This window comes from gamma proteobacterium symbiont of Lampromicra miyakona (assembly GCF_059730895.1).
The window spans coordinates 204,652-227,245 of the sequence record NZ_AP035933.1; the positions used below are offsets into that span (position 1 = coordinate 204,652).

At 58.3% G+C, this 22,594-nt stretch carries 18 protein-coding genes; 8 read left to right on the forward strand and 10 right to left on the reverse strand.

Features of this window, described 5'->3' with window-relative positions:
* Positions 1-23 precede the first annotated feature (23 nt).
* Both betB and betI read right to left on the reverse strand, forming a co-directional pair.
* A complete protein-coding gene (gene betB, locus AC6I8P_RS20450) occupies positions 24-1,496 on the reverse strand; it encodes a betaine-aldehyde dehydrogenase (RefSeq protein WP_481658151.1) in 1,473 nt (490 codons plus the stop codon).
* 13 nt (positions 1,497-1,509) lie between these two features.
* On the reverse strand, positions 1,510-2,106 hold the full coding sequence (betI, locus tag AC6I8P_RS20455) for a transcriptional regulator BetI (RefSeq protein ID WP_481658152.1): 597 nt from the start codon (positions 2,104-2,106) through the stop codon (positions 1,510-1,512).
* A 241-nt stretch (positions 2,107-2,347) separates the two neighbouring features.
* Here betI and AC6I8P_RS20460 point away from each other — a divergent pair, with 241 nt between their 5' ends.
* Positions 2,348-4,378: a choline transporter gene (locus tag AC6I8P_RS20460; RefSeq protein WP_021509525.1), complete on the forward strand. Its 2,031-nt coding sequence runs from the start codon at positions 2,348-2,350 to the stop codon at positions 4,376-4,378.
* A 105-nt stretch (positions 4,379-4,483) separates the two neighbouring features.
* Positions 4,484-5,440 carry an apurinic/apyrimidinic endonuclease family protein gene (locus AC6I8P_RS20465; protein ID WP_481658153.1) on the forward strand — a complete coding sequence of 319 codons (957 nt, stop codon included), beginning with the start codon at positions 4,484-4,486 and terminating at the stop codon, positions 5,438-5,440.
* Positions 5,441-5,448: 8 nt separating this feature from the next.
* Here AC6I8P_RS20465 and yfiB read toward each other — a convergent pair whose 3' ends face one another.
* The 5 genes from yfiB to ascF form a co-directional block, all read right to left on the reverse strand.
* Positions 5,449-5,922 carry an outer membrane lipoprotein YfiB gene (gene yfiB, locus AC6I8P_RS20470; RefSeq protein WP_481658154.1) on the reverse strand — a complete coding sequence of 158 codons (474 nt, stop codon included), beginning with the start codon at positions 5,920-5,922 and terminating at the stop codon, positions 5,449-5,451.
* Positions 5,919-7,133: a diguanylate cyclase DgcN/YfiN gene (gene dgcN, locus AC6I8P_RS20475; RefSeq protein ID WP_481658155.1), complete on the reverse strand. Its 1,215-nt coding sequence runs from the start codon at positions 7,131-7,133 to the stop codon at positions 5,919-5,921. Before dgcN ends, yfiB begins: the two co-directional genes overlap by 4 nt.
* Position 7,134: 1 nt before the next feature.
* Positions 7,135-7,698, reverse strand: coding sequence for a regulatory sequestration protein YfiR (gene yfiR, locus AC6I8P_RS20480; protein WP_429278761.1), 564 nt, complete (start codon positions 7,696-7,698; stop codon positions 7,135-7,137).
* Positions 7,699-8,020: 322 nt separating this feature from the next.
* Complete coding sequence (locus AC6I8P_RS20485) at positions 8,021-9,457, reverse strand: 6-phospho-beta-glucosidase (protein WP_481658156.1); 1,437 nt, start codon at positions 9,455-9,457, stop codon at positions 8,021-8,023.
* A gap of 25 nt (positions 9,458-9,482) precedes the next feature.
* On the reverse strand, positions 9,483-10,922 hold the full coding sequence (gene ascF / locus AC6I8P_RS20490; RefSeq protein ID WP_481658157.1) for a PTS cellobiose/arbutin/salicin transporter subunit IIBC: 1,440 nt from the start codon (positions 10,920-10,922) through the stop codon (positions 9,483-9,485).
* A gap of 263 nt (positions 10,923-11,185) precedes the next feature.
* On the opposite strand from ascF, the gene AC6I8P_RS20495 reads away from it, so the two are divergent.
* Positions 11,186-12,205, forward strand: a complete 1,020-nt coding sequence (locus AC6I8P_RS20495) for a LacI family DNA-binding transcriptional regulator (protein WP_059011305.1) — start codon at positions 11,186-11,188, stop codon at positions 12,203-12,205.
* A 2-nt stretch (positions 12,206-12,207) separates the two neighbouring features.
* On the opposite strand, the gene AC6I8P_RS20500 is transcribed toward AC6I8P_RS20495, so the two are convergent.
* Positions 12,208-12,882, reverse strand: coding sequence for a GntR family transcriptional regulator (locus tag AC6I8P_RS20500; protein WP_058770544.1), 675 nt, complete (start codon positions 12,880-12,882; stop codon positions 12,208-12,210).
* A 114-nt stretch (positions 12,883-12,996) separates the two neighbouring features.
* Here AC6I8P_RS20500 and AC6I8P_RS20505 point away from each other — a divergent pair, with 114 nt between their 5' ends.
* From AC6I8P_RS20505 to AC6I8P_RS20520, 4 genes are read left to right on the forward strand one after another with little or no spacing between them, the layout of a single operon-like run.
* Complete coding sequence (locus AC6I8P_RS20505; protein WP_104187226.1) at positions 12,997-13,677, forward strand: DUF2848 domain-containing protein; 681 nt, start codon at positions 12,997-12,999, stop codon at positions 13,675-13,677.
* A 10-nt stretch (positions 13,678-13,687) separates the two neighbouring features.
* Entirely contained in the window at positions 13,688-15,031 is a 1,344-nt protein-coding gene (locus AC6I8P_RS20510; RefSeq protein ID WP_498031303.1) for an amidase, read from the forward strand.
* Between the two features lie 2 nt (positions 15,032-15,033).
* Positions 15,034-15,675, forward strand: coding sequence for a hypothetical protein (locus tag AC6I8P_RS20515; RefSeq protein WP_498031304.1), 642 nt, complete (start codon positions 15,034-15,036; stop codon positions 15,673-15,675).
* Entirely contained in the window at positions 15,662-16,975 is a 1,314-nt protein-coding gene (locus AC6I8P_RS20520; RefSeq protein WP_132463711.1) for an MFS transporter, read from the forward strand. The genes AC6I8P_RS20515 and AC6I8P_RS20520 overlap by 14 nt, the downstream gene beginning before the upstream one ends.
* Before the next feature lie 30 nt (positions 16,976-17,005).
* Here AC6I8P_RS20520 and AC6I8P_RS20525 read toward each other — a convergent pair whose 3' ends face one another.
* Complete coding sequence (locus AC6I8P_RS20525) at positions 17,006-19,600, reverse strand: bifunctional diguanylate cyclase/phosphodiesterase (RefSeq protein WP_477529992.1); 2,595 nt, start codon at positions 19,598-19,600, stop codon at positions 17,006-17,008.
* A 449-nt stretch (positions 19,601-20,049) separates the two neighbouring features.
* Between AC6I8P_RS20525 and AC6I8P_RS20530 the strand changes: the two genes are divergently transcribed.
* Positions 20,050-21,117 (forward strand): acyltransferase family protein, encoded by a 1,068-nt coding sequence (locus AC6I8P_RS20530; protein WP_498031305.1) that lies wholly within the window; start codon positions 20,050-20,052, stop codon positions 21,115-21,117.
* Positions 21,118-21,149: 32 nt separating this feature from the next.
* Here the strand turns inward: AC6I8P_RS20530 and AC6I8P_RS20535 are convergent, their stop codons facing one another.
* A complete protein-coding gene (locus tag AC6I8P_RS20535) occupies positions 21,150-22,436 on the reverse strand; it encodes a methyl-accepting chemotaxis protein (RefSeq protein ID WP_215800954.1) in 1,287 nt (428 codons plus the stop codon).
* Positions 22,437-22,594 lie beyond the last annotated feature (158 nt).

Consider the following 22,594-nt stretch of genomic DNA (forward strand, 5'->3'; position numbering starts at 1 on the left):
GTCGCTCCTCAGGTTAAGCTTGATTAAAATACCGACTGAAAACGGGTCAGTTCGACCTGCACAGACTTCACCTGGGTGTAGCTCTGCAGCGTCATCAGGCCATTCTCGCGGCCGATACCGGAGTGCTTGTAACCGCCCACCGGCATTTCAGCGGCGGATTCACCCCAGGTGTTGATCCAGCAAATGCCCGCTTCAATCTGGTGAATGACGCGGTGCGCGCGATTCAGATCCCGGGTGACCAGACCCGCCGCCAGGCCGTATTCGGTGGCATTGGCGCGGCGCACCACTTCTTCCTCGCTGTCGTAGGTCAGGATCGACATCACCGGTCCGAAAATCTCTTCGCGTACGATGGTCATCTCATCACTGCAATCGGTGAACACGGTCGGTTCTACCCAGGCACCGTTATCAAACGCTGCGCCGCTCAGACGTTTACCGCCGCACAGCAGGCGCGCGCCTTCGCTGATGCCGGATTCGATATAGCGCAACACATTGTCACGGTGCGGGAAGCTGACCAGCGGGCCAAAGTTGGTGGCCGGATCGTTGACATCGCCAGCTTTGATGCGCGCCACGCGTTCAGCGATTTTGGCCTCAAACGCCTGCTGCAATGCCGTCGGCACAAACACGCGCGTGCCGTTGGTGCACACCTGGCCGGAGCTGTAGAAGTTCGCCATCATGGCGATGTCGGCGGCGAGATCGAGGTCGGCGTCGTCAAACACGATCAGCGGCGATTTGCCGCCCAGCTCCATGGTCACCTCTTTCAGCGTGGAGCCGGCCGCGTTGGCCATCACTTTTTTGCCGCTGGTCACGCCGCCGGTGAAGGAGATTTTGTCGATGCCCGGATGGTCGGTCAGCAGCTGACCGGTCACCGCGCCGCGCCCGTTCAGCACATTGAACACGCCATCCGGTACGCCGGCTTCGCTGTAGATTTCTGCCAGCTTCAGCGCGCTCAGCGGCGTCACTTCGCTGGGTTTAAAGATCATCGCGTTACCAGCCGCCAGCGCCGGTGCAGATTTCCACAGCGCGATCTGAATCGGATAGTTCCATGCGCCAATCCCGGCGACCACGCCAAGCGGTTCGCGCCGCGTATAGACGAAGGAGGTATCACGCAGCGGGATCTGCTGGCCTTCAAGCGCCGGGATCAGGCCGGCGTAGTACTCCAGCACATCGGCACCGGTAACAATGTCCACCGCCTGGGTTTCACTCAGCGGTTTACCGGTGTCGAGGGTTTCCAGCGCCGCCAGCTCATCGTTACGCTCGCGCAGGATATCCACCGCACGGCGCAGGATGCGTGACCGCTCCATCGCCGTCATGGCCGCCCAGATTTTCTGGCCTTTTTGCGCGGCGGCGACCGCGCGATCGACATCCGCCTGCGCGGCTTCATGGACCTCGGCCAGCACTTCGCCATTGGCCGGGTTGATGGTCTGGAATGTGTCGCCCGCTGCTGCGGCAACGTATTGACCATCAATGTATAAATGCTGCTCGGTGAATCGGGACATGGTTGCTCCTTCCTCAGTGATTCGCGGCGCCAGCCAGCTGCTGGCGAATGAATTGGGTGGTGAGCGTTCTGGCAATCGCCAGATCAAACGGTTTGCCGCTCAGCGCGGCGCGCAGCCACAGGCCATCAATCAGCGAGGCCAGACCGTGCGCGGCCAGCCGCGCCTGCTCACGCGGCAGCTCGCGGCGAAACTCGGCAGCGAGCGCGGAAAACAGGCGACGGCTGCTGACGCGTTCCAGGCGACCCAGCTGCGGCTGATGCATGCTGCTGGCCCAGAAGTCCAGCCACGCTTTCATCGCCGCGCTGTGCACCTGGGTGTCGTCGAAGTTACCTTCGACAATCGCCAGCAGGCGCGCTTCGGTGCCGGCTCCCGCCAGCGGTTTCAGTCGTGCCGCCACCGCATCACGCAGCTGACGCGTCACGTCGCGCATGGTGGCTTCCAGCAAACCGTTTTTGTCTTTGAAGTAGTGGCTGATGATGCCGGTCGAGACGCCGGCGCGCCGCGCAATCTGCGCAATGGTCGCGTCATTGATCCCGACTTCGTTAATGGTACTCAGGGTCGCATCAATCAGTTGCCGACGACGTATCGGCTGCATTCCCACCTTTGGCATGACTCCAGCTCCACCGCAATGTAAGACCCCTATTAAAACTTTTTTTGATTGCACGTTCAATATAAAAAAGAAACTTGTTAGGATACTGTGCTTCGGTTGTTATGAAAGCGCAACGGGAAGGTGAATACTGAACCGTGCCGAACAATCAGGAGGGAAAACAGGAGAACGATACCGATAAGGCCGATCGCTACGGCCCTGCTACTTCATTGAATAATTACAGGAAATTAACCAGAGGTAACCGATGATTAATCCACCTGCCAGTGAAAAAGACAGAATCAATCCCGTGGTGTTTTACACCTCTGCCGGACTGATTCTGACATTTTCACTTGTCACCATTTTGTACAGCGATCTCGCTGCCGGCTGGATCCAGAGCGCCGTCAACTGGGTATCGTCCACTTTTGGCTGGTACTACATGCTGGCCGCCACGCTGTATATCGTCTTCGTCATCTATATGGCCTGTTCACGCTACGGCGCCATCAAGCTGGGCCCGGAGCAGTCCAAACCCGAATTCAGTCTGCTGAGCTGGTCGGCGATGTTGTTTGCCGCCGGCATCGGCATCGATTTGATGTTCTTCTCGGTGGCGGAACCGGTCACGCAGTATATGCAGCCGCCGGAAGGGGCCGGTCAGACCCTGGAAGCGGCGCGTCAGGCGATGGTGTGGACGCTGTTTCACTACGGTCTGACCGGCTGGTCGATGTATGCGCTGATGGGCATCGCGCTCGGCTACTTCAGCTACCGCTATAATCTGCCGCTCACCATTCGCTCAGCGCTCTATCCGATCTTCGGCAAACGCATTAACGGCCCGATTGGCCACACGGTGGATATCGCGGCGGTGATCGGCACCATTTTTGGTATCGCCACCACGCTGGGTATCGGCGTGGTACAGCTCAACTACGGGCTGAAAGTGTTATTTGATGTGCCGGAAGGGCTGACGGCGCAGATGGCGCTGATTGTACTGTCGGTGGTGATTGCCACCATTTCGGTGACCTCGGGCGTGGATAAAGGCATCCGCATTCTATCGGAGCTGAATGTCGCGCTGGCGCTCGGTCTGATTCTGTTTGTGCTGTTTATGGGCAAGACGGATTTCCTGCTCAACGCGCTGGTGCTGAACGTCGGTGATTACATCAACCGCTTTATGGGCATGACGCTCAACACCTTTGCGTTTGATCGTCCGACGCAGTGGATGAACAGCTGGACGCTGTTTTTCTGGGCGTGGTGGGTGGCGTGGTCGCCGTTTGTCGGCCTGTTCCTCGCCCGTATTTCCCGTGGCCGCACCATCCGTGAGTTTGTGCTCGGCACGCTGATTATCCCGTTCACCTTCACGCTGCTGTGGCTGTCGGTGTTCGGTAACGCGGCGCTGTACGAGATCATCCACGGCGATGCCGGTTTTGCCCAGGAAGTGATGGCGCATGCCGAGCGCGGGTTCTACAGCCTGCTGGCGCAGTATCCGGCGTTTAAGTTCAGCGCCTCGGTCGCCACCATTACTGGCATGCTGTTTTATGTTACCTCGGCGGATTCCGGCTCGCTGGTGCTGGGGAACTTCACCTCGAAGCTGAAGGATATCAACAGCGATGCGCCAAACTGGCTGCGCATTTTCTGGTCGGTGGCGATTGGCGTGCTGACCATGGGCATGCTGATGACCAACGGCATCTCTGCGCTGCAAAACACCACGGTGATCATGGGCCTGCCGTTCAGCTTCGTGATTTTCTTTGTGATGGCCGGGCTGTATAAATCACTCAAAGTGGAAGATCATCGCCGCGCCAGCGCCAGCCGTGATACCGCGCCCTATATTCCGGCGAGCAATGATCGTCTGAGCTGGAAAAAGCGGCTGTCGCGCCTGATGAACTACCCGGGCACGCGCTATACCCAGCAGATGATGGAAACCGTGATCTATCCGGCGATGCAGGATGTCGCCAAAGAGCTGGAGCTGCGCGGCGGTCGCGTATCGCTGGAGAGCGTTGCGCCGGAAGAGGGCCAGCCGCTGGGCTACCTTGATCTGCGCGTGCACCTCGGCGAGGAGCAGGATTTCGTCTATCAGGTGTGGCCGCAGCAGTACTCGGTGCCGGGCTTCACCTATCGCGCCCGCAGCGGTAAGTCGCACTATTACCGGCTGGAAACCTTCCTGCTGGAGGGCAGCCAGGGCAACGATCTGATGGACTACAACAAGGAGCAGGTGATTATCGACATTCTCGATCAGTACGAGCGTCACCTGAACTTTATCCATCTGCATCGTGAAGCGCCGGGCAGCAATATCACTTACCCGAGCGTGTAACAGTGCGGGCAGCCGTGCAAGGCGGCTGCCCGTTTAATCACGCGGCGTTCCTCGCATAATTGCCAGCGGCAGCTAGACTCACTAGCTGACCTGAAGGGGAACATAATGAAATTGGGTTTTGCGTGTAAGTACTTTGATTCTGAGGCTAAACAGCCATTTCCATTTAAAACCACCACCCGCACACGCTTTCTCGCTATGGAGCGTAACGCGGCGGCCACGCTGCTGCTGGCACTGGCACAAAATAACCTGCAGAACCTCTCTCTGACGCTGGAACAGCTGGCGCAGCAGCCGGATGCATTACGCATGATGCGCATCGGCAGCGATCTGCTGCCGCTGTACACCGTGCCGCTGGCCACTGAACTGTATGGCGATATTCTGCCCGAATTGCAGCCGCTGTTTAGCCGCTGCGGCGAATTGGCCCGCGCGCACAACATTCGCCTGTCATTCCATCCCGGCCAGTATACGGTGCTGGCTTCGGATAATGATGACGTGGTGGATCGGGCGCTGGATGATGTCGAGTACCACACGCTGTGCGCGGTGCTGATGGGCTACGGCAGGCAGTTTCAGGATTTCAAAATCAATATCCACATGAACGGCAAGCGCGGTATAGAGGGTTTTCGCGCGGCGTTTATGCGCCTCAGCCCGGAAGCCCGCAATATGCTGACGGTGGAAAATGACGAAATTTCCTGCTCGCTGGATGACGTCTTGCAGGCGCGCGCGCTCTGTCCGGTGGTGCTGGATATTCACCATCACTGGGTGAAAGAGAATCAGTTTATTCAGGCCAGCGATGCGCGCGTGGCGCTGATTCTGGAGTCGTGGCGCGGCGTGCGGCCGGTGCTGCACTATTCGATCGCCCAGGAAGGGTTGATCCCGGAGAGCGGCTTTCCCGATCAGGAGCAACTCGCCGCCTCAAAGCCGAAGCTGCGCGCCCATTCTGACTACTATTTCAACCAGACGCTGAATGACTGGGCGCTGTCGTTTGATCGCTTCGACATCATGTGCGAAGTCAAAATGAAGAACCTCGCACGCGATCGCCTGTATGACTATGCGCAGACGCGCTGATTAACCGCTTACGGCGCCGTGATCACAATGGCGACGCGGCGATTTTGCGCCCGGCCCTGCGCAGTGTTATTGCTGGCGACCGGCGCGCTCATGCCCAGCCCGCGCGTCACGATGTTTTGCCGTGGAATCGCCGCGCCGGAGGCCCACTGATCGGCCACCGCGTTGGCGCGTTTCAGCGACAGCTGCTGGTTGTAATCTGCTTTGCCGTAGTTATCGGTGTGGCCGTCAACGCGCAGATGTTCAATGCCGGTAGCGGCCAGGCTTTTCGCCATCTGCGCAATGCTGGCTTTGCTGGCGGGCGTCAGGTCAGATTCATTGATGCCAAACAGGATCTTATCGGACAGCCCCAGTCCCCAGCCTTCGGCGTTTTCGCTGAAGCCGGCGTCGCGCATCGCTTTAATCTGCGCGTCGCTAAAACGCCCGGTTGACTGACAGCCGACACAGGCCAGCACCATAACAAGCAAACATGATTTCAGTTTCATACGCGTATCTTACTCATTCCTTTGTTTTTATACATGTGCATATCGGCGCGCTCCAGAATCGACGCCACCGAATCGCCATGCTGCGACCAGGCGTAGCCGATGGTCACCGATGTGGTGATCTGCGTGCCTTCCGAAATCACAATCGATTGCGCGATTGCGGTACGAATATCTTCCGTCAGCTGCTGCAGATCGGCTTCTGAGGTGCGGCTGGTAATCAGCATGGCAAACTCGTCACCGCCCAGCCGCGCCACCAGATCGTCCTGATACGCCAGCGCGCTGAGGCGCGCCGCAATGGCCTTCAACACTTCATCACCGGCGGCATGGCCCCAGTTATCGTTAATGCTCTTGAAGCGATCGCCGTCGAGAAACAGCAGCACAAAATTCTCATGCGCCAGCTGCTGATCGAGCAACTGCGACAGGCGGCCAACGAACGCCGAGCGGTTGGCCAGTCCGGTTAATGGATCCTCCAGCGCTTTGGCCGCCAGTGAACGGTTATCGCGCAGCAGCGAGGCTTTTAGCGTCTGCATTTCACTCAGCAGCGAGTTGAGATCTTCCGAAAACAGCTGAAACTCTTTGGTCGGATTTTGCGGTACGCGCGTCGAGAAATCGCCAGAGCGAATCACGTAATGGATGGCGCTGGTGATATTGCGCAGCGAGCGCAGAATACCACGATGCAGAAATTCACTCAGCAGGCAGGAAATCACCAGCACGCACAGCATACCGATGGATAAAATCATCACCGAATAGCGAATAAAATCGGCTGCACCGCTGACGGTGCCGGCCAGCATTAAATGGCCGACCTGAGTTTCAGCGTGATTAATTTCCACCGCCAGCGGCTGCTGATAAATCCAGCGACGCAGTAGCGTTTCATACCAGCCGCTCTCTTGCTGGCGATCGTGCCAGTCCACCAGTACGGTATTGCCCGCCGTGACCAGCTTCGCGGAGGCAAACATCCCTTCATTGCCGAGCAGGGCTATTTTGTTGCGGGCATCATAGCTGTCTTCAAATACCGTCGCGGCGGTCAGGCTGGTGCTGAGTGTGGCGGCAATGAGTTCGAGGTTTCTTTTCTCATAGCGTTTAATAAACAGTAAAGACGTCGATGTCAGCAGCAGCCAGCACAGCAGTAATATCACGGCGGCATTGACGGTGCTGATACGACGCAACTTATTGCGAATCGATGATTTATCATTTTTTATGCTATCAAACTTCATCTTATTTGCTTCCTTTGCGGGACAGCAACAACACGTCCGGGCTCACTCTGACACCGCTGCGCGCCAGCGAGTCAAGGTTGACGGAAAATGCAGTGTGATCGCGGTTAAAGATCAGACAAAAGGCCGCGCCAACCGCACAGTCCGGGTTGTTTTCCGCGATGGACAGGACGGATTTACCCTGTAGCATCGCCAGCAGTTCAGTTTGCTGCTGCGGCGTCTGATCGCCGAAGTAAATGGCATCGCAGCGCTGGCGGCTGAGTTCGCTGGTCTGGTTAATCCACACCACGCTGAACGGCGTCGGGCCCTGAGGCTGCGCAAGGTGCTGTGCTGAAGCGAATACGCACAGCTGTGGCGGCTGTGTTAACTGTGGCCAGTGGCTAAAACTGATGATGCCGCTGACGATGCGGTTAGCCTGATCGTCACGCTGAACCGCACTGTTTGCCGCCTGAGCAGCAGGAAAACAGAGGAGATAAATGAGAGAAAATACGGGAAGAAATGCGCGCAGGCCCTGCAATAAATAGAGCAGCTGGCTGTCGCCCTTCACCTTTAATTGTAGTTGTAACATAGCGCTATCTCTGAACAGCAACCGGGAAATAGTACCATCGCGCTGTACAAAAGAGTATTGCCGTACAGGCGCTGATACCGCGATCGGGCAGGGTAGAATAAATTCGTCAGGACCGGATTTAAATAGAGAGTTAAAAGAGGAATGAATAAAAACGCAGCAGAATAAGCGTATTAAGGCTGACTTCTGCCGGATATTCCCGCAGCAAAATTAGCGCAGCGGCGCGATTTTTCGCAAAAAGATTTGCCTGGCGCCGCTGGATATTCCCTTTGTGGCGCAATGGCCCTGAATTGAACAATCATTCAGCGCCATTCACCGCATTTTTTTAATTAAAATCCAAATCCCGGCCGTTGCTGGCAATGACCCGCTGATACCACCAGAAGGATTTTTTGCGCAGCCGGTTGAGCGTGCCGTTGCCGTGGTCGTCGCGATCGACATAGACAAATCCGTAGCGTTTACTCATTTCACCGGTCGACGCCGCGACCAGATCGATGCAGCCCCAGGTGGTGTAGCCCATCACCGGCACGCCGTCAGCAATCGCTTCACCCATAGCGCGAATGTGCTGTTGCAGGTAGCTGATGCGGTAATCGTCTGCAATTTCCCCGCTGGCATTGATTTCATCGTGCGCGCCGAGACCGTTTTCCACCAGAAACAGCGGCTTCTGATAGCGGTCGTACATCATATTCATGGTGATGCGCAGGCCAAGGGGATCAATGCCCCAGCCCCAGGCGCTGCGCGCCAGATGCGGATTGGTCAGCGACTTCACCACGTTGGCGGCGCTGCTGTTCTGTTCATTCATCTCTGCCGACGCGCAGCGCGAGGCGTAATAGCTGAAGGAGATGAAATCGACGGTGTGGCGCAGCAGTTCGTCATCGCCTTCCGCCATGACAATCTCCACGCCTTTCTCGCGAAATACCCGGGCGGCATAAGCGGGATAAGCGCCGCGCGCCTGGACATCGATAAAGAATAAGTTCTCGCGATCTTTCTGTAACGCGGCCCACACATCTTCCGGCTTGCAGGACCACGGATAGAAGTTGCCGCCGGCCAGCATGCAGCCAATCTGATTCTTCGGATTGATCTCATGGGCGATTTTGGTTACCAGCGCACTGGCGACCAGTTCATGATGTGCTGCCTGATATTTCACTTGTTCGTGATGCTCATCCGGCGCGAACACCAGACCGGCACCGGAGAACGGGCTGTGCAACAGGATATTGATCTCATTGAAGGTCAGCCAGTATTTCACCAGACCATCAAACGCTTCGAAGCAGGTGCGGGCGTAGCGCGCGAAGAAATCGATCATTTTACGGTTGCGCCACGAGCCGTATTCGGTGACCAGATGCATCGGCACATCGAAGTGACACAGCGTGACCAGCGGTTCGATGCCGTACTTGCGACACTCTTCAAATACGCTGCGATAGAAGGCAATGCCTGCCGCGTTCGGCGTCAGCTCATCGCCGTTGGGATAAATGCGACTCCAGGCGATGGAGGTGCGAAACACCGTGAAGCCCATCTCCGCCATCAGGGCGATATCTTCTTTATAGCGGTGATAAAAATCGATGGCGTCGTGGCTCGGATAGAACTCATCGTCGCGCAGCGTAAAGCGCGGCTCCAGCCCCAGCTTAACCGCCATACGGTGCTCGCCGTGGGGAATCATGTCCACCGTGGTTAAGCCTTTACCGCCGGCGCGATAACTCCCCTCTGACTGGTTGGCGGCTAATGCGCCGCCCCATAAAAATCCCGCAGGAAATGTCACTTCAGACATCACTCACCTCAATCACAGTCCATTATTAGTTTGCGCTGACCGGCTTTGCCGCTTCCGACTTACCGGGGCGCGGCGCGGTCTCCGTCACCGGAATATCTTCAAAGCCAAGAATCAGCGTCAGAATGAATGACAGCACCACTGACAGCACCATCACGCCAGCCACCCAGACGATGCTCATCGGGTTGGTGGGATCGAAAAACTGTACGCTGGTAAACAGGCCCGGTGAGGCCATCGAGTGGCTGGCGAGGCCGCCAATGCCGGCCACCGCGCCACAGATAAAGCCGCTGATCAGGCTGGCAATCAGCGGACGCTTCAGGCGCACCGCCACGCCGTACAGCGCCGGTTCGGAAATGCCGGCGACGATAGCGGAAGCTGCCGCCGCGAACGCCGTCTGCCGCAGTTCCGGATTTTTGGTTTTGAACGCCACCGCCAGCGATGAGCCGCCCAGTGACAGGTTGGCGCCAATTTCCGACGGCATTACCATGCCTTCTTTGCCGGTCTCAGCGATGGTCTGAATAATGGTCGGGGTAAACACGCGATGCATGCCGGTCATTACCAGCAGCGGCCACAGCCCGCCCATGATCGCCACCGACAGCCAGCCGAGATAACCGTGAATGGTGTACACCAGCGCCGAAATGCCGCTACCGATCCAGATACCGAGTGGGCCAATAAAGACGATGGCGATGGGGGCTGCAATCAGCACAATCAGCATCGGTTTAAGGAAGTTTTTGGTCACCGCCGGGGTAAAGCGATCGACCCAGTATTCGATGTGCGCCAGAATCCACGTCATCACCAGCGCGGGGATTACCGTGTAGGTGTATTTCACCGCAGTGACGGGCACCGAGGCGAATTCCACCACCTGACCCTGCGCCGCTTTGGCCATCAGATCGATAAAATTGGGATGCACCAGCACGCCGGCAATGGCAATCGCCAGCGACATATTGGTTTTAAATTTCAGCGCTGCCGAAGCCGCCACCATCACCGGCAGGAAGAAGAAGGCGCCGTCACCAATCACATTCAGGATGATCAACGTCGACGAGCCTTTGGGCAGCACGCCGCTCATCTCCAGCATCATCGCCAGCAGTTTCACCATCGATCCGCCAATGATCGCCGGGATCAGCGGTGACATGGTGCCGACCAGCGCATCGAGAATGCCCGCGCCGATACTGCGCAGCGTGATTTTCCGTTTCACCGGCGCGCTGCCGCTGTTGCCCGGCGTGCCGAGTTTCATCACTTCCTGAAAGGCGAGATTGACGTTGTTGCCGATGATCACCTGACACTGACTGTCGGTGTGCACCACGCCCATTACGCCGGGAATGGCTTTCAGCGTAGCGTTGTCGACGCGCGCGCTGTCTTTCACCACGAAGCGCAGGCGTGTCATGCAGTGGGTAACGGCTTCAATATTCTCTAATCCGCCGAGCGAGGCCACAATGGCTCGTGCGGCGTCAGCGTAGTTGGTCGCCATGAATGTTTGTCTCTGATTGTAGGGTAGAGGAAACGTCGGTTTCGTCTGGCTGTTATGTGTTCATGAGAAACCGGTTTCACAAAATCATGAACAGGCGCATTCATTCAGACAAGAAAAATCGCTATCTTCGTTTTAATTTTGTGATGTTGATCGGCTGACGTGCGGCGGGATCTTCACCCGCAGGCGCAGGGTGACAAGAAAATTCCCCGTCTTATTCATCGCTTAGGTACACTGAGGCGATGAGCAGCGAAGCAGAGTGAAGCATGGCAACCATACTTGAGGTGGCAAAAAAGGCCGGCGTGTCAAAAGCGACGGTGTCGCGCGTGTTGTCCGGCAACGGCTACGTCAGCCAGGAGAAGCGCGATCGGGTGTACCAGGCGATTGCCGAGACCGGCTTCCGGCCGAATTTGCTGGCGCGCAATCTGGCGACTAAATCCAGCCAGACCATCGGCCTGGTGATCACCAACACGCTGTATACCGGCAGCTATTTCAGCGAAATGATGCAGCATTCGGCGCGTATTCTTGAGCAGCAGGGCCGTCAGCTACTGCTGGTGGACGGCAAACACAGCGCCGAAGAGGAGCGTGCGGCGATTCAGTTTCTGCTCGATCTGCGCTGCGATGGCGTGATCATCTATCCGCGTTTTCTCACCATCGATGAGATGGACAGCATCATTGCCCAGCACCGCCATCCGATTCTGGTGATCAACCGGCGGCTGCGTCAGCACGACAGTTACTGCATCTACTCCGATCAGCAGCGCACCAGCGCCGAGGCGGTGGCGCAGCTGATTGCGCTCGGCCATCGCGATATCGCTTTTATCACCGGATCGCTCGACTCGCCGACCGGGCGCGAGCGCCTGGCCGGTTATCACGCGGCACTGGCGCAGCATCAGCTGGTGGCGGATGACGCACTGGTAGTGGAAGGCAAATGGCAGGCGCAGCACGGGGCGGCGGCAGTGGAAACGCTGCTGGCGCGTGGTAAACCGTTCAGCGCGCTGGTCGCCAGTAACGATGAGATGGCGGTGGGCGCGCTGAAAGCGCTGGCGGCGCATAACATCCGCGTGCCGCAGCAGGTGTCGGTGCTGGGTTTCGACGATATTCCGCTGGCGCCCTATACCATTCCGGCGCTGGCCAGCGTGCGCATGCCGGTGACCGGCATGATCGAGGAAACCATTGAACGCCTGGTGTCGATGCTCGACGGCGGCGAAATGCGTAACCGCAAAACCTTTGCCGGCGAGCTGATTATGCGTGAATCCGTTGGTCCCGGCCCGTTTTACCCTGGCTAAAATCAGGCGTTCAGCAGCGCCTGCTTGAACGAATAGATGTGCACGCGCGCAGCGTCTTCTGCCCGTGTTACGTCACCCTGCGCCAGCGCCGCAATGATTGCGTCATGCTCGGCAATCACCTCCTGCATGTGCTGCGCGCTCGACAGGGTGGTTGCCCAGAAGCGCTGCGCCTGGGCGTGAATGATGCTGAGGATATCTGACAGACGACCGTTGCCGGCGATGTCAGCCAGCACCTGATGAAACTCGCGGTCCAGCAGCATCATCTGCTCACGGTCGCGCGCCACACTGGCGGCGGCGATGCGCTGATTCAGCGCCTGTAGCTGGGCAATCTGCGCCGGATTCACGCGCTGCGTCGCCAGCCGCAGGCACAGCGCTTCATTTACCAGCCGCACTTCAATCAGCTCCAGCGCATCGTCAATCGACAGCGGTGCCACCATCACCCCTTTACGCGGGATAATCTGCAGTAACCCTTCGGTCGCCAGCCGATGTACTGCCTGGTTAACCGGCGTGCGGCCCATTGCCAGATCCTCCATCACCTGCGCGGTATTGAGATATTCACCTGGCTTATAGCGCAGCGTAATCAGGCGATGCCTGAACGCCAGATAGGCCTGTTCATTCAATGAAACGCTTTTTTGTCCGGCCTGTGACTTCACATTTTCAGCAACTGAATCACTCATCACGCAGATCCTTATTTGGGTACTGAGACATCTTACACAAAAACCTGGCATGAAAATGGCTATCTTGAAATTGCAGTGAAATTTCACACGCATTTTTCATCAGGAGATCATCGCATGCATTTACGCTTTACAACCGACTCACAAGCCGCCCCGGTGCTGGATGTCGACATTAAGCAGCTGGTCATTGCCGGATGGGTTGGCCGCGACCAGGCGGCAGTGCTGCACCATATCAGGGAGCTGGAGGCGCTGGGCGTGCCCGCACCTGGTGCAGTCCCGCTGTTTTATCGCGTAGCCACCCAGCAGCTGGCGCAGCACAGCCCGCTGGAAGTGGTGGGCGAGCAAACCTCCGGCGAAGCCGAGCCGTTTGTGTTTTTCCATCGCGGCGAATACTGGGTGTCGCTGATTTCTGATCACACCGATCGTCACCTGGAAACCTTCAGCGTGGCACTGTCGAAGCAGGCCTGCGTCAAGCCGGTCGCCGGTCATGCGTGGCGTATGGCAGAGGTTGAGCCGCACTGGGATCGGCTGGAGCTGCGCGCGTGGATCAAAGTCAACGGCGACTGGGTGACTTATCAGCAGGGCACGCTCGACTCTCTGCTCACGCCGATGGATCTGCTGGCGCGCTACTTTGGCGATCGCCCGGTCAGCGAAGGCTTTGCGATGTCATGCGGCACGTTGAGCGCGATTGGCGGCATCCGTCCGGCCAGTGAGTTCCGCATGGCGCTGCACGATCCGCTGCTGAATCGCACGCTGGAACATCACTATGTCACCGGCGCGCTGCCGGTGATTGCCTGAGGAGACGCATATGACCACCTTATGGCAGGCGAGCCAGCAACTGCGCGCCGGAGACCTCACCGCAAGCGCCGCGACGCAACAGGCACTACGCGCCGCTGAGCAGCCGTCAGGCGAAGGCGCACGCGTGTTTACGCGGACCTACGCCGACCGCGCCGTTCAGCAGGCGCAGCAGGCTGATACGCGCTGGCAACAGCAGCAGCCGCGCAGCCCGATTGATGGACTGCCGATCAGCATCAAAGACCTGTTTGATGTGGCGGACGAACCCACCTGCGCCGGCTCGCGCGTACTGGCGGATGCGCCGCCCGCCGCGCGCGACGCGCATATCGTGCAGCAGCTGAAACAGGCCGGTGCCGCTGTCGTCGGCAAAACCAACATGACCGAGTTCGCTTTTTCCGGGCTCGGTATCAATCCGCACTATGGCACGCCGGCAAACCCATGGCAGCGCGGCGAAAAACGCATTCCCGGCGGTTCTTCATCCGGCGCGGCGGTGGCGGTGGCCGACGGCATGTGCCTCGCGGCGGTCGGCACGGACACCGGCGGCTCGGTGCGGATACCGGCGGCGCTGTGCGGGCTGACCGGCTTCAAACCCAGCGCCAGCCGCATCAATCAGGCTGGCACGCTACCGCTATCGGCGGCACTCGACAGTATTGGCGTAATTGCCCATGACGTGCGCAGCTGCTGGCTGCTCGACAGCGTCATCGCCGATCGGCCTTTGCAGCTGGCAGAGCGTGATATCACGCGGGCGCACTTTGCGATTCCACAGACCCGGGTGCTGGACGGGCTGGATCTCGCGGTCAGCCAGGCGTGGCACTACGCGCTGGCACAGCTGCGCGCGCAGGGTGCCACGCTCACCGAGCTGCCGCTGCCTGAACTGGCGGAACTGGAAACCATGAACGCCCGAGGCGGCATCACCGCCTGGGAAGCCTGGCAGTGGCATCAGTCGCTGCTGCAGTCGCACGCGGCGGATTATGACCCGCAGGTACGGATGCGCATTGAGCGCGGCGCGTTGCTGAATGAGGCTGACGCACAACTGTTGTATCAGCAGCGCGCCGACTGGCGGCAGCGGGTGGAGCAGGCGGTGGCACCGTTCGATGGCCTGCTGCTGCCCACCGTGCCGCTGATTGCGCCGACCATCGCCGAACTCGACGACCCGGAGCGCTATCGCCAGGTCAACCTGCTGATGCTGCGCAACACCAGCGTGATCAACATGCTGGACGGCTGCGCCATCTCCCTGCCTTGTCATCAGCCCGGCAGTGCGCCGGTGGGTCTGATGCTGGCCGCCACCCATGGCCACGATGCCGCGCTGCTTAGCTGGGCGCTGGTGCTTGAATCCATCCTGCAACGGAGTCTCTGAAAATGACACATCCTCACGGCATGCTGTTCGTCGCCACCAACGTCGCCGCTGAAAACGAAGCTGATTTCAATCAATGGTATGACCATGAACATGTCGCCGAGCGCGTCGCCATCGACGGCTTTCTCAGCGGCACGCGCTATCAGGCGCTGAATGCTGAACGCAAGTACCTTGGACTGTATGAAACCCGCTCGCTGGAAACCTTTACCAGCGCCGATTACTACGCCGCTTTCACGCGCCAGACGCCGTGGTCGGTAAAAAACCTGGAGCGGATGATCAAACCGATGCGCCGCGTGTGCGCCATCACTCAGCAGCACGGTCAGGGCAGCGGCAGCCACCTCGCGGTGCTAACGCTACAGGCTGGCATTGAAACTGCAACGCTCAACGCCTGGCAGCAGCAGGTTGCCACGGTGCCGGGCTATATCGCCTCGCGCTTACTCACGCCGGACACCACGCTGAGCACGCCGCTGCCGCAGGAAGATCGGGCGCAGCGCGCCATGCGGCCAATGCTGCTGCTCAGCTGTTCGTGCGCCGATGCCTGCCAGACACTGGCGGCCGCCGCGTCACAGGCGCTCAATGCCCGCGCTGAATTTTATGCGCTTAGCTGGCAGCTCACTAAACAGGAGATGGCTCATGGCGAATACTGATTCTACTCTGCCGCACGCCGCGCGTGCCGCAGCAGGGAAAACCCACACCGGCCGTCTTGCCGCGGCCAGCTCCATCGGCACCGCGCTGGAGTGGTACGACTTTACCGTTTACAACATCATGGCGGCGCTGGTGTTTAACCATGTGTTTTTCCCCAGCTTCGATCCGCTGGTCGGGACCATTCTGGCGTTTTCAACTTACGCGGTCGGTTATGTATCACGTCCGGTGGGTGGTTTTATCTTTGGCCATCTCGGGGATGTCGCCGGACGCAAGGCGGTCTTGATCACCACGCTGGTGATCATGGGCGTGACCACGGCGTTGATGGGCATGCTGCCCGGTTATGCGCTATGGGGCATCTGGAGCCCGATTCTGCTGGTGGCGCTGCGCTTTGTGCAGGGCATCGCGCTGGGCGGCGAATGGGCCGGCGCGGTGTTGCTCTCCATGGAGCACGGCGAAGCCAGTAAGCGCGGGCGTAACGCCTCGTTCGCCCAGGTCGGGCCTTCCTGCGGCACGCTGATTGGCACCGGGTTTATCACTTTAGTGACGTTGTCACTCAGCGGCGAGCAGTTTCAGGAGTGGGGCTGGCGCATCCCGTTCCTGCTCAGTCTGCTGCTGGTGATGTTCGGCCTGTGGCTGCGGCGCGGCGTGGAAGAAACCCCGACTTTCGTGGCGATGCAGCAGGCGGAGAAAACCAGCCACACGCCGCTGAAAGAGGTGTTCCTGCGCTATCCACGTGAACTGCTGATCGCCGGCGGCTCGCGCATCGGCTCTGATGTGCTGTACGCGCTGGTGGTGGTGTTCACCCTGACATACGTCACCACCGTATTACAGCTGCCACGTCCGCTGGCGCTGATGGCAACGATGGTCGGCGCGATTGGCAACGCGTTGACGGTGCCGCTGTTTGGCGCGCTGTCCGACCGCCTTGGCCGCCGTCCGGTGTACATTGCCGGTGCGCTGCTGGCTATTGTCTGGTCGTTTGTGTTTTTTGTTCTGCTCGACAGCACCCAGCCGTGGCTGATTGTGCTGGCGGTGGTGATTGGCCTGCTGATTCACGCCGTGATGTACGGTCCGCAGGCGGCGTTTGTCACCGAGCAGTTCCCGAGCCACGTGCGCTATGCCGGTTCGTCACTGGCCTATACGCTGGCCGGCATCATCGGCGGCGGTTTTGCCCCGCTGATCATTACCTCGCTGTACAAAGAGCTGGGCAGCACGCTGTGGGTGTCACTGTATGTGACGCTGGCGCTGGCGATTACTTTGTTTGCCTTATGGAAAGCCAAAGAAACCGCGCACCAGTCGCTGTAATCACCTCTGGCGAGGGATCGCCACCTTTTATTAAATATTCATGTGCAGCGCCGGTTCACTCTGCGGCGGCTCGGTCGAGATTTGCGGCAGCGGCAGCGGTCGTCCGATGTAGTAACCCTGAATGGCATCGCACGCCAGCTCCTGCAGCTGCGACATCTGCACCGGCGTTTCCACGCCTTCCGCGGTTACCGACAGGGAATAGGCTTTGCCGAGTCCGATCATGTTTTCCACCACCTGGCGCGCCTGGGGCGAATCGGCCAGCGGAAAAATAAAGGATTTATCGATTTTGATGCCGTCGAACGGGAAGGCGCGCAGGTAGCACAGCGACGCATAGCCGGTGCCAAAATCATCAATCAGAAATCTCACCCCCAGCGCTTTCACCGCCTGCATCACCGCCAGGGTTTTATCCGGATCGCTCAGCAGCGCGTTTTCCGTGACTTCAATTTCCAGCCGCTGGCTCGGCAGACCGCTGAGCTGCAGCACCCGGGTGATGCGTTCGGCTAAGGCGCTATCCTGCAACTCGCTGGCGGAAATATTCACTGAAACCGCCATTTCCGGCCGGTAACGGGCGATATCCTCGCAGGCATTGAGCAGCACCCAGTCGCTCAGCGCGCTGATCAGGCCAGTCTCTTCGGCCAGCGGAATAAACTGATCGGGCATCAGTAAGCCCAGCCGCGGATGCTGCCAGCGTACCAGCGCCTCGACCGCGCTGATGCGCTGCGCGATCAGGTCATAGCGCGTCTGATAGACCAGCCGCAGCTGGTTCTCCTGCAGCGCTGCGCGCAGCTCATGCTCCATTTCGCGCCGCTGCACAATTTTCTCTTCCATGTCACGGTCGAAAAATATCCACTGGTTGCGGCCGCTGTTTTTCGCTTTATACAGGGCGATGTCGGCGAAGCGCAGCAGATCGCTGGCGTTGTCGGCATCCTGCGGGGCCAGCGCGATGCCGAGACTGCCGCCGATGTGGATGTCGTTGTCGTACACCGGGAACGGCAGATTGAGCTGGGCGATGAGCTGCTGACACAGCGCGTCGACCTGCTCGCGGCTGCCCGCCTCCGGCAGAATCACCACAAACTCATCGCCGCCGAGCCGCGCCACCAGGCCGTTGCCGTTGAGCGTGCGCCGGATACGATCTGATACCGCATGCAGCACCTGATCGCCCGCCGCATGACCGTAGAGATCATTGACCGGTTTGAATTTATCCAGGTCAATCATAATCATCGCCAGCAGCGGCTGCGCCGGCAGCGGCAGGCTCAGCTGCCCCGTGAGGAATTCGCGCATCTGCACGCGGTTGGCCAGTCCGGTCAGTTCATCGAAGTGCGACAGATAGTGCGCGCGCGCCTGCGCTTCAACTTCCAGCGTTACGTCGCTGGCGCTGCCGCGAAAGCCGCTGACGCCATGCGCCAGGGTAACGCGCTTGAGGGTCAGATTGCAGTAGCGCGGCTGATGCTGGGCGGAGAGATAGCGGCAGCCGTTCAGCGTGAGCTGACCGCCCGAGTCTGCCAGCTGCAAAAGCCGGGCGCGCTGGTGCTCATCGCACAGCAGGAAATCCAGTAGCGTGCGCTGCAGCCACTCCTCGCTGGTAAACCCGGTCACTACCGGGAAGCGGCCGGAAACCCAGCTGAAGCGCAGCTGGTCGTCCATCTCCCAAATCCAGTCGGTGGTAATTTCGGCGATATCACGAAAGCGGCGTTCGCTGGCGCTGAGCGCCCGCTGGCTTTGCGCCAGCAGCAGCGTATTTTCATCATTGAGCTGCGCCTTACGTAGCGCGTTGCGCATCAGCATGATGGCGCCATACAGCGTGATCAGCATGGCGATCACCAGCAGCGGCAGCAGGGCGGTCAGCAATTTACCGCCGGGGTTGCTGCTGGTCCAGCGCAGCGTGGCGTCATGGCCGTCGGCGGCGAGGCGCAGGCTTTCCGCCACTGGCGCGCGGGGTGCAGCGAATTCCACCCGCAGCGCGTTGATGCCGTACTCGTGCCCCAGCTGCTGTAATTTTTGCGGCGTCAGGCGATCGGCAAAGATCATCAGCGATGGCGGGCCGGGCACCTGCGGCACGCTGTTATCGCCACCGGTAGTGATCCATGCGGCGCACAGCAGCACCAGTTGCTGGTTTACCACCACAAAGCGCGACAGCGCCTTACCGTCATTGTGCTGTAACTGCTGACGCAGCGCGGGCAGTTGCTGGCGACCGAGCCAGTCGGTGAAATCGCGTTGCTGCAGCTGACCGTCGATCACGCTGTAAACCGTATCGCCGCGCGGCGCGATGACAAACACGCCCTCGTAGGCAAAGGTCTGGAACAGCGACTCACCCAGATTCTGCCGCGTCCACGCCCAGTCAGTATTCAGCGTGCGGTGCAGGTTTTGATAGGCTTCGCCCCATTCTGCATTATCGGAGAGGTGAAACTGCATCACTTCCTGACGCGTCTGCAACGCTTTCTCCAGCAGCAGGCGGTTTTGCCGCGCCTCCTGCTGGTTGAGATCGCTGGCGATAAAGCACAGCGTCACCAGCGCCACCATAAAGGAGAGAAAAATCAGCAGCACCATCAGCAGCATCGGCTGGCGCATCAGTCCGCGCATCCGACCATCGGTCGGGAAATCCATCAGTGAACGTTTCGCCATCATAGACTTATCACAAACCAGTAAAATGATATTTCATAAGTACGTTATGAGTATCGGCATGACTGCGCCGAACCTGGGCGAAAAAGTAAAAAAAGCGTGAGCGGAGCGGCAAAAACAGATCGCATATTCGGCCAGAAGCCCGACGATGCCGTGGCGCAATCAGATCTGCATAAGGTCTGTTAATAACAGGCCCTGCCGCTGCGTTTGCATCAGGGCAATTCGGCGAATGCCGGTAAATTTTTCCCGTTGCGCTAATAGCTTAGCGTTTATTTAAGAATTATGACTGTGAATATATTACAGCCATAATTTATCAGAGCGTGATTAAACGTTCAGGCTGGCAGAGTTTTATCTTTAATTAATGCTGCACTATCTAGGACTATTCTGGTTGAGTGTAAATCTTTGTCAGTGCTAATTTGCTGAAACTCATCTGCTCCTCTTTTCAGAGGGAACTTATGCAACCACGTATTACGCATCTTGATGGCATGCGCGGATTAGCGATCCTGCTGGTGATTGCTTATCACGCCTATGCGCGCTGGCCTGAACTGTTACCTTACGTCGCGAGCACGCAGCATATTCCGCTGGTCGCCTTTGGCTGGGTTGGCGTGCAGTTGTTTTTTATGATCTCCGGCTTTGTCATATTTATGACGCTGGATAAACCGTCCGGCTACCTCAGCTTTCTCAAAAAACGCTGGCTGCGCCTGTTTCCGGCAATGCTGATAGCCAGTCTGCTGCTGTACCTTGCCGGCGGCTTTTTTCCGGAGTGGTCGCTGATGACACCGGAAAGCCGCAACCTGCTGCCCGGCCTGATCTTTGTTAATCCTGAAACGCTGACGCAACTGACCGGCATCGAATTCCGCTCCATGGCCGGATCGTTCTGGTCTCTCTATGTTGAAGCGCTGTTTTATCTGATTATTGGCGCGGTTTATTTCACCTTCGGACGTAAATATTGTCTGCCGGCGCTGATTGTGCCGATGTTATTACTTTCCGCCTCATCGGTATTGAAATCACTCGGCCATCCGTTATTAATCGATGTAATTTCAAAATTCGGTTTTATTCACTACGCCTGGTTTATGGTCGGCTGTCTGGTTTATGAACGTCTGCACGGGCGCGATAAACGTTATCACTACGCGCTGACTGCGCTGGCCTTGCTGATTAATTTCAGCTACTACGTTAAAAACAGCGGCGTGGTCGCCGTGATACCGCTGCTACTGGTGATGCTGTTTTTTATCGCCAGCTTTTATTCCAGACAGATTGAGCGCTGGCTTTCCCTGCGCTTTTTCACCGCCATCGGATTTGTCAGTTACGCCCTGTATCTGATTCATGAAAATTTAATGATCGCGATATTGATTAAGCTTAATGGCTATATCAAAAATGAGGCGGTGATGACGATGCTGCCGGTGGTGGTGGCCAGCGTACTGTATTACGTTGCCTGGCTGATCAGCAAATATGCCGAACCGGCGCTGCGTAATGCGCTGAAGTGGAAGCGGCAGCCCGCGCCGCAGGCGGGCAGCGGGCTGTAATCGCGCGGGAGCCTGCGCTCCCGCGTAAGCTATCACACATCCAGCCGGTGAATGACGTTCACAAACTCGTGTACGCCACTGTTGATTTCCCGCAGGCTGCGCGACAGCACGCTGATCTTCTCCTGTTCGGTCACCACAAATTGCCTGACCTCATCCAGCTGCTGATACATCTGCTGGATCAGGTCGGCATTTTGCTCCACGACTACGGAAATCTGTTTGGTGGCGCTGGCGGTCGAGGCCGCCAGGCGGCGCACTTCACCTGCCACCACGCTGAAGCCACGTCCGGCCTCGCCAGCGCGTGCCGATTCAATGGCGGCATTCAGTGCCAGAATGTTGGTCTGTGAGGCAATCAGGTTGATGGTTTCCACCACGTCGCTGATGCTCCTGGCCGAGGCGGTGAGCTGCGCGCCAATTTCGGCGGCGGCATTCACCTGCTGCGCCACCAGCCCGGAGTTACGCACCGTTTCATCCAGCACTTCATTAGCGTTATCGGTAATTTGTGAGGTCTGCTCAGAGGTGGTTAGCGCGATATCCGCCACGCGCTTCGCCGCCTCGACGCGCGCGGTGATATCCGAGGCGATCTTAATCACTTTGTAGACCTTACCGTCGCCGTCAAATACCGGGTTGTAGCTCGCCTCCAGCCAGATGCGCTCGCCGCTGGCAGTCTTACGTTCAAAACGACCGACAAAATGCTGACCGTTGCCGATTTTGCGCCAGAAGTCCGGATTCTCGCGGTAGAAATTGTCGAAGCAGAACAGGCGATGATGCTGGCCGGCGATGGCTGGCAGGGTATAGCCCATGTGGGTGAGGAAGTTGGCGTTGGCGGTAATGATGTGACCGTCCGGCGTGAATTCAATCACCGCCATCGAACGATCCAGCGCCGTTATCACCGCCTCTTTATGCTCCAGCTCCTGATGACGCGCGGTGATGTCGCTCGCAACCTTGATCACTTTGTACACTTTGCCGCGCTCATCGCTCACCGGAAAATAGGTCGCGCTGAGCCAGAAGCGCTGATGCTGCTTGTTGAAACGCTCAAAAATGCCGTTCACCGATTCGCCGGCTGCCAGCGTTTGCCAGAAGGCGTAATAGTCGGAAGACTGGCTATAAGCAGGGCTGCAGAAAATCCGGTGATGCTGTCCCTGAATTTCATGCAGCTGATAGCCGGTGACCTGTAAAAATTGTGCATTGGCGCTGAGGATTTCACCGGCCGGTGAAAACTCAATCCACGCAACATGCTGCTTTATCGCTTCAATATCCTTAGCAACGTCGCCACTTTTGGCAAATGGCAGAGAAAGGCTCGATTTTTTCACCCCGAACATGAGAGACCTCAGGCGCTTGGTATGCTGTTGAACGAAATGCAGGCGCAGATGCGCGCGTGCTAACGCATTCGGCGCGTCCAGTGGACGGCACCGCATGATTTCCCCGGTTGTCCATTACAGCCGTGCCACAGGCACAGGCTGCTGTCTCGCTGCGCACC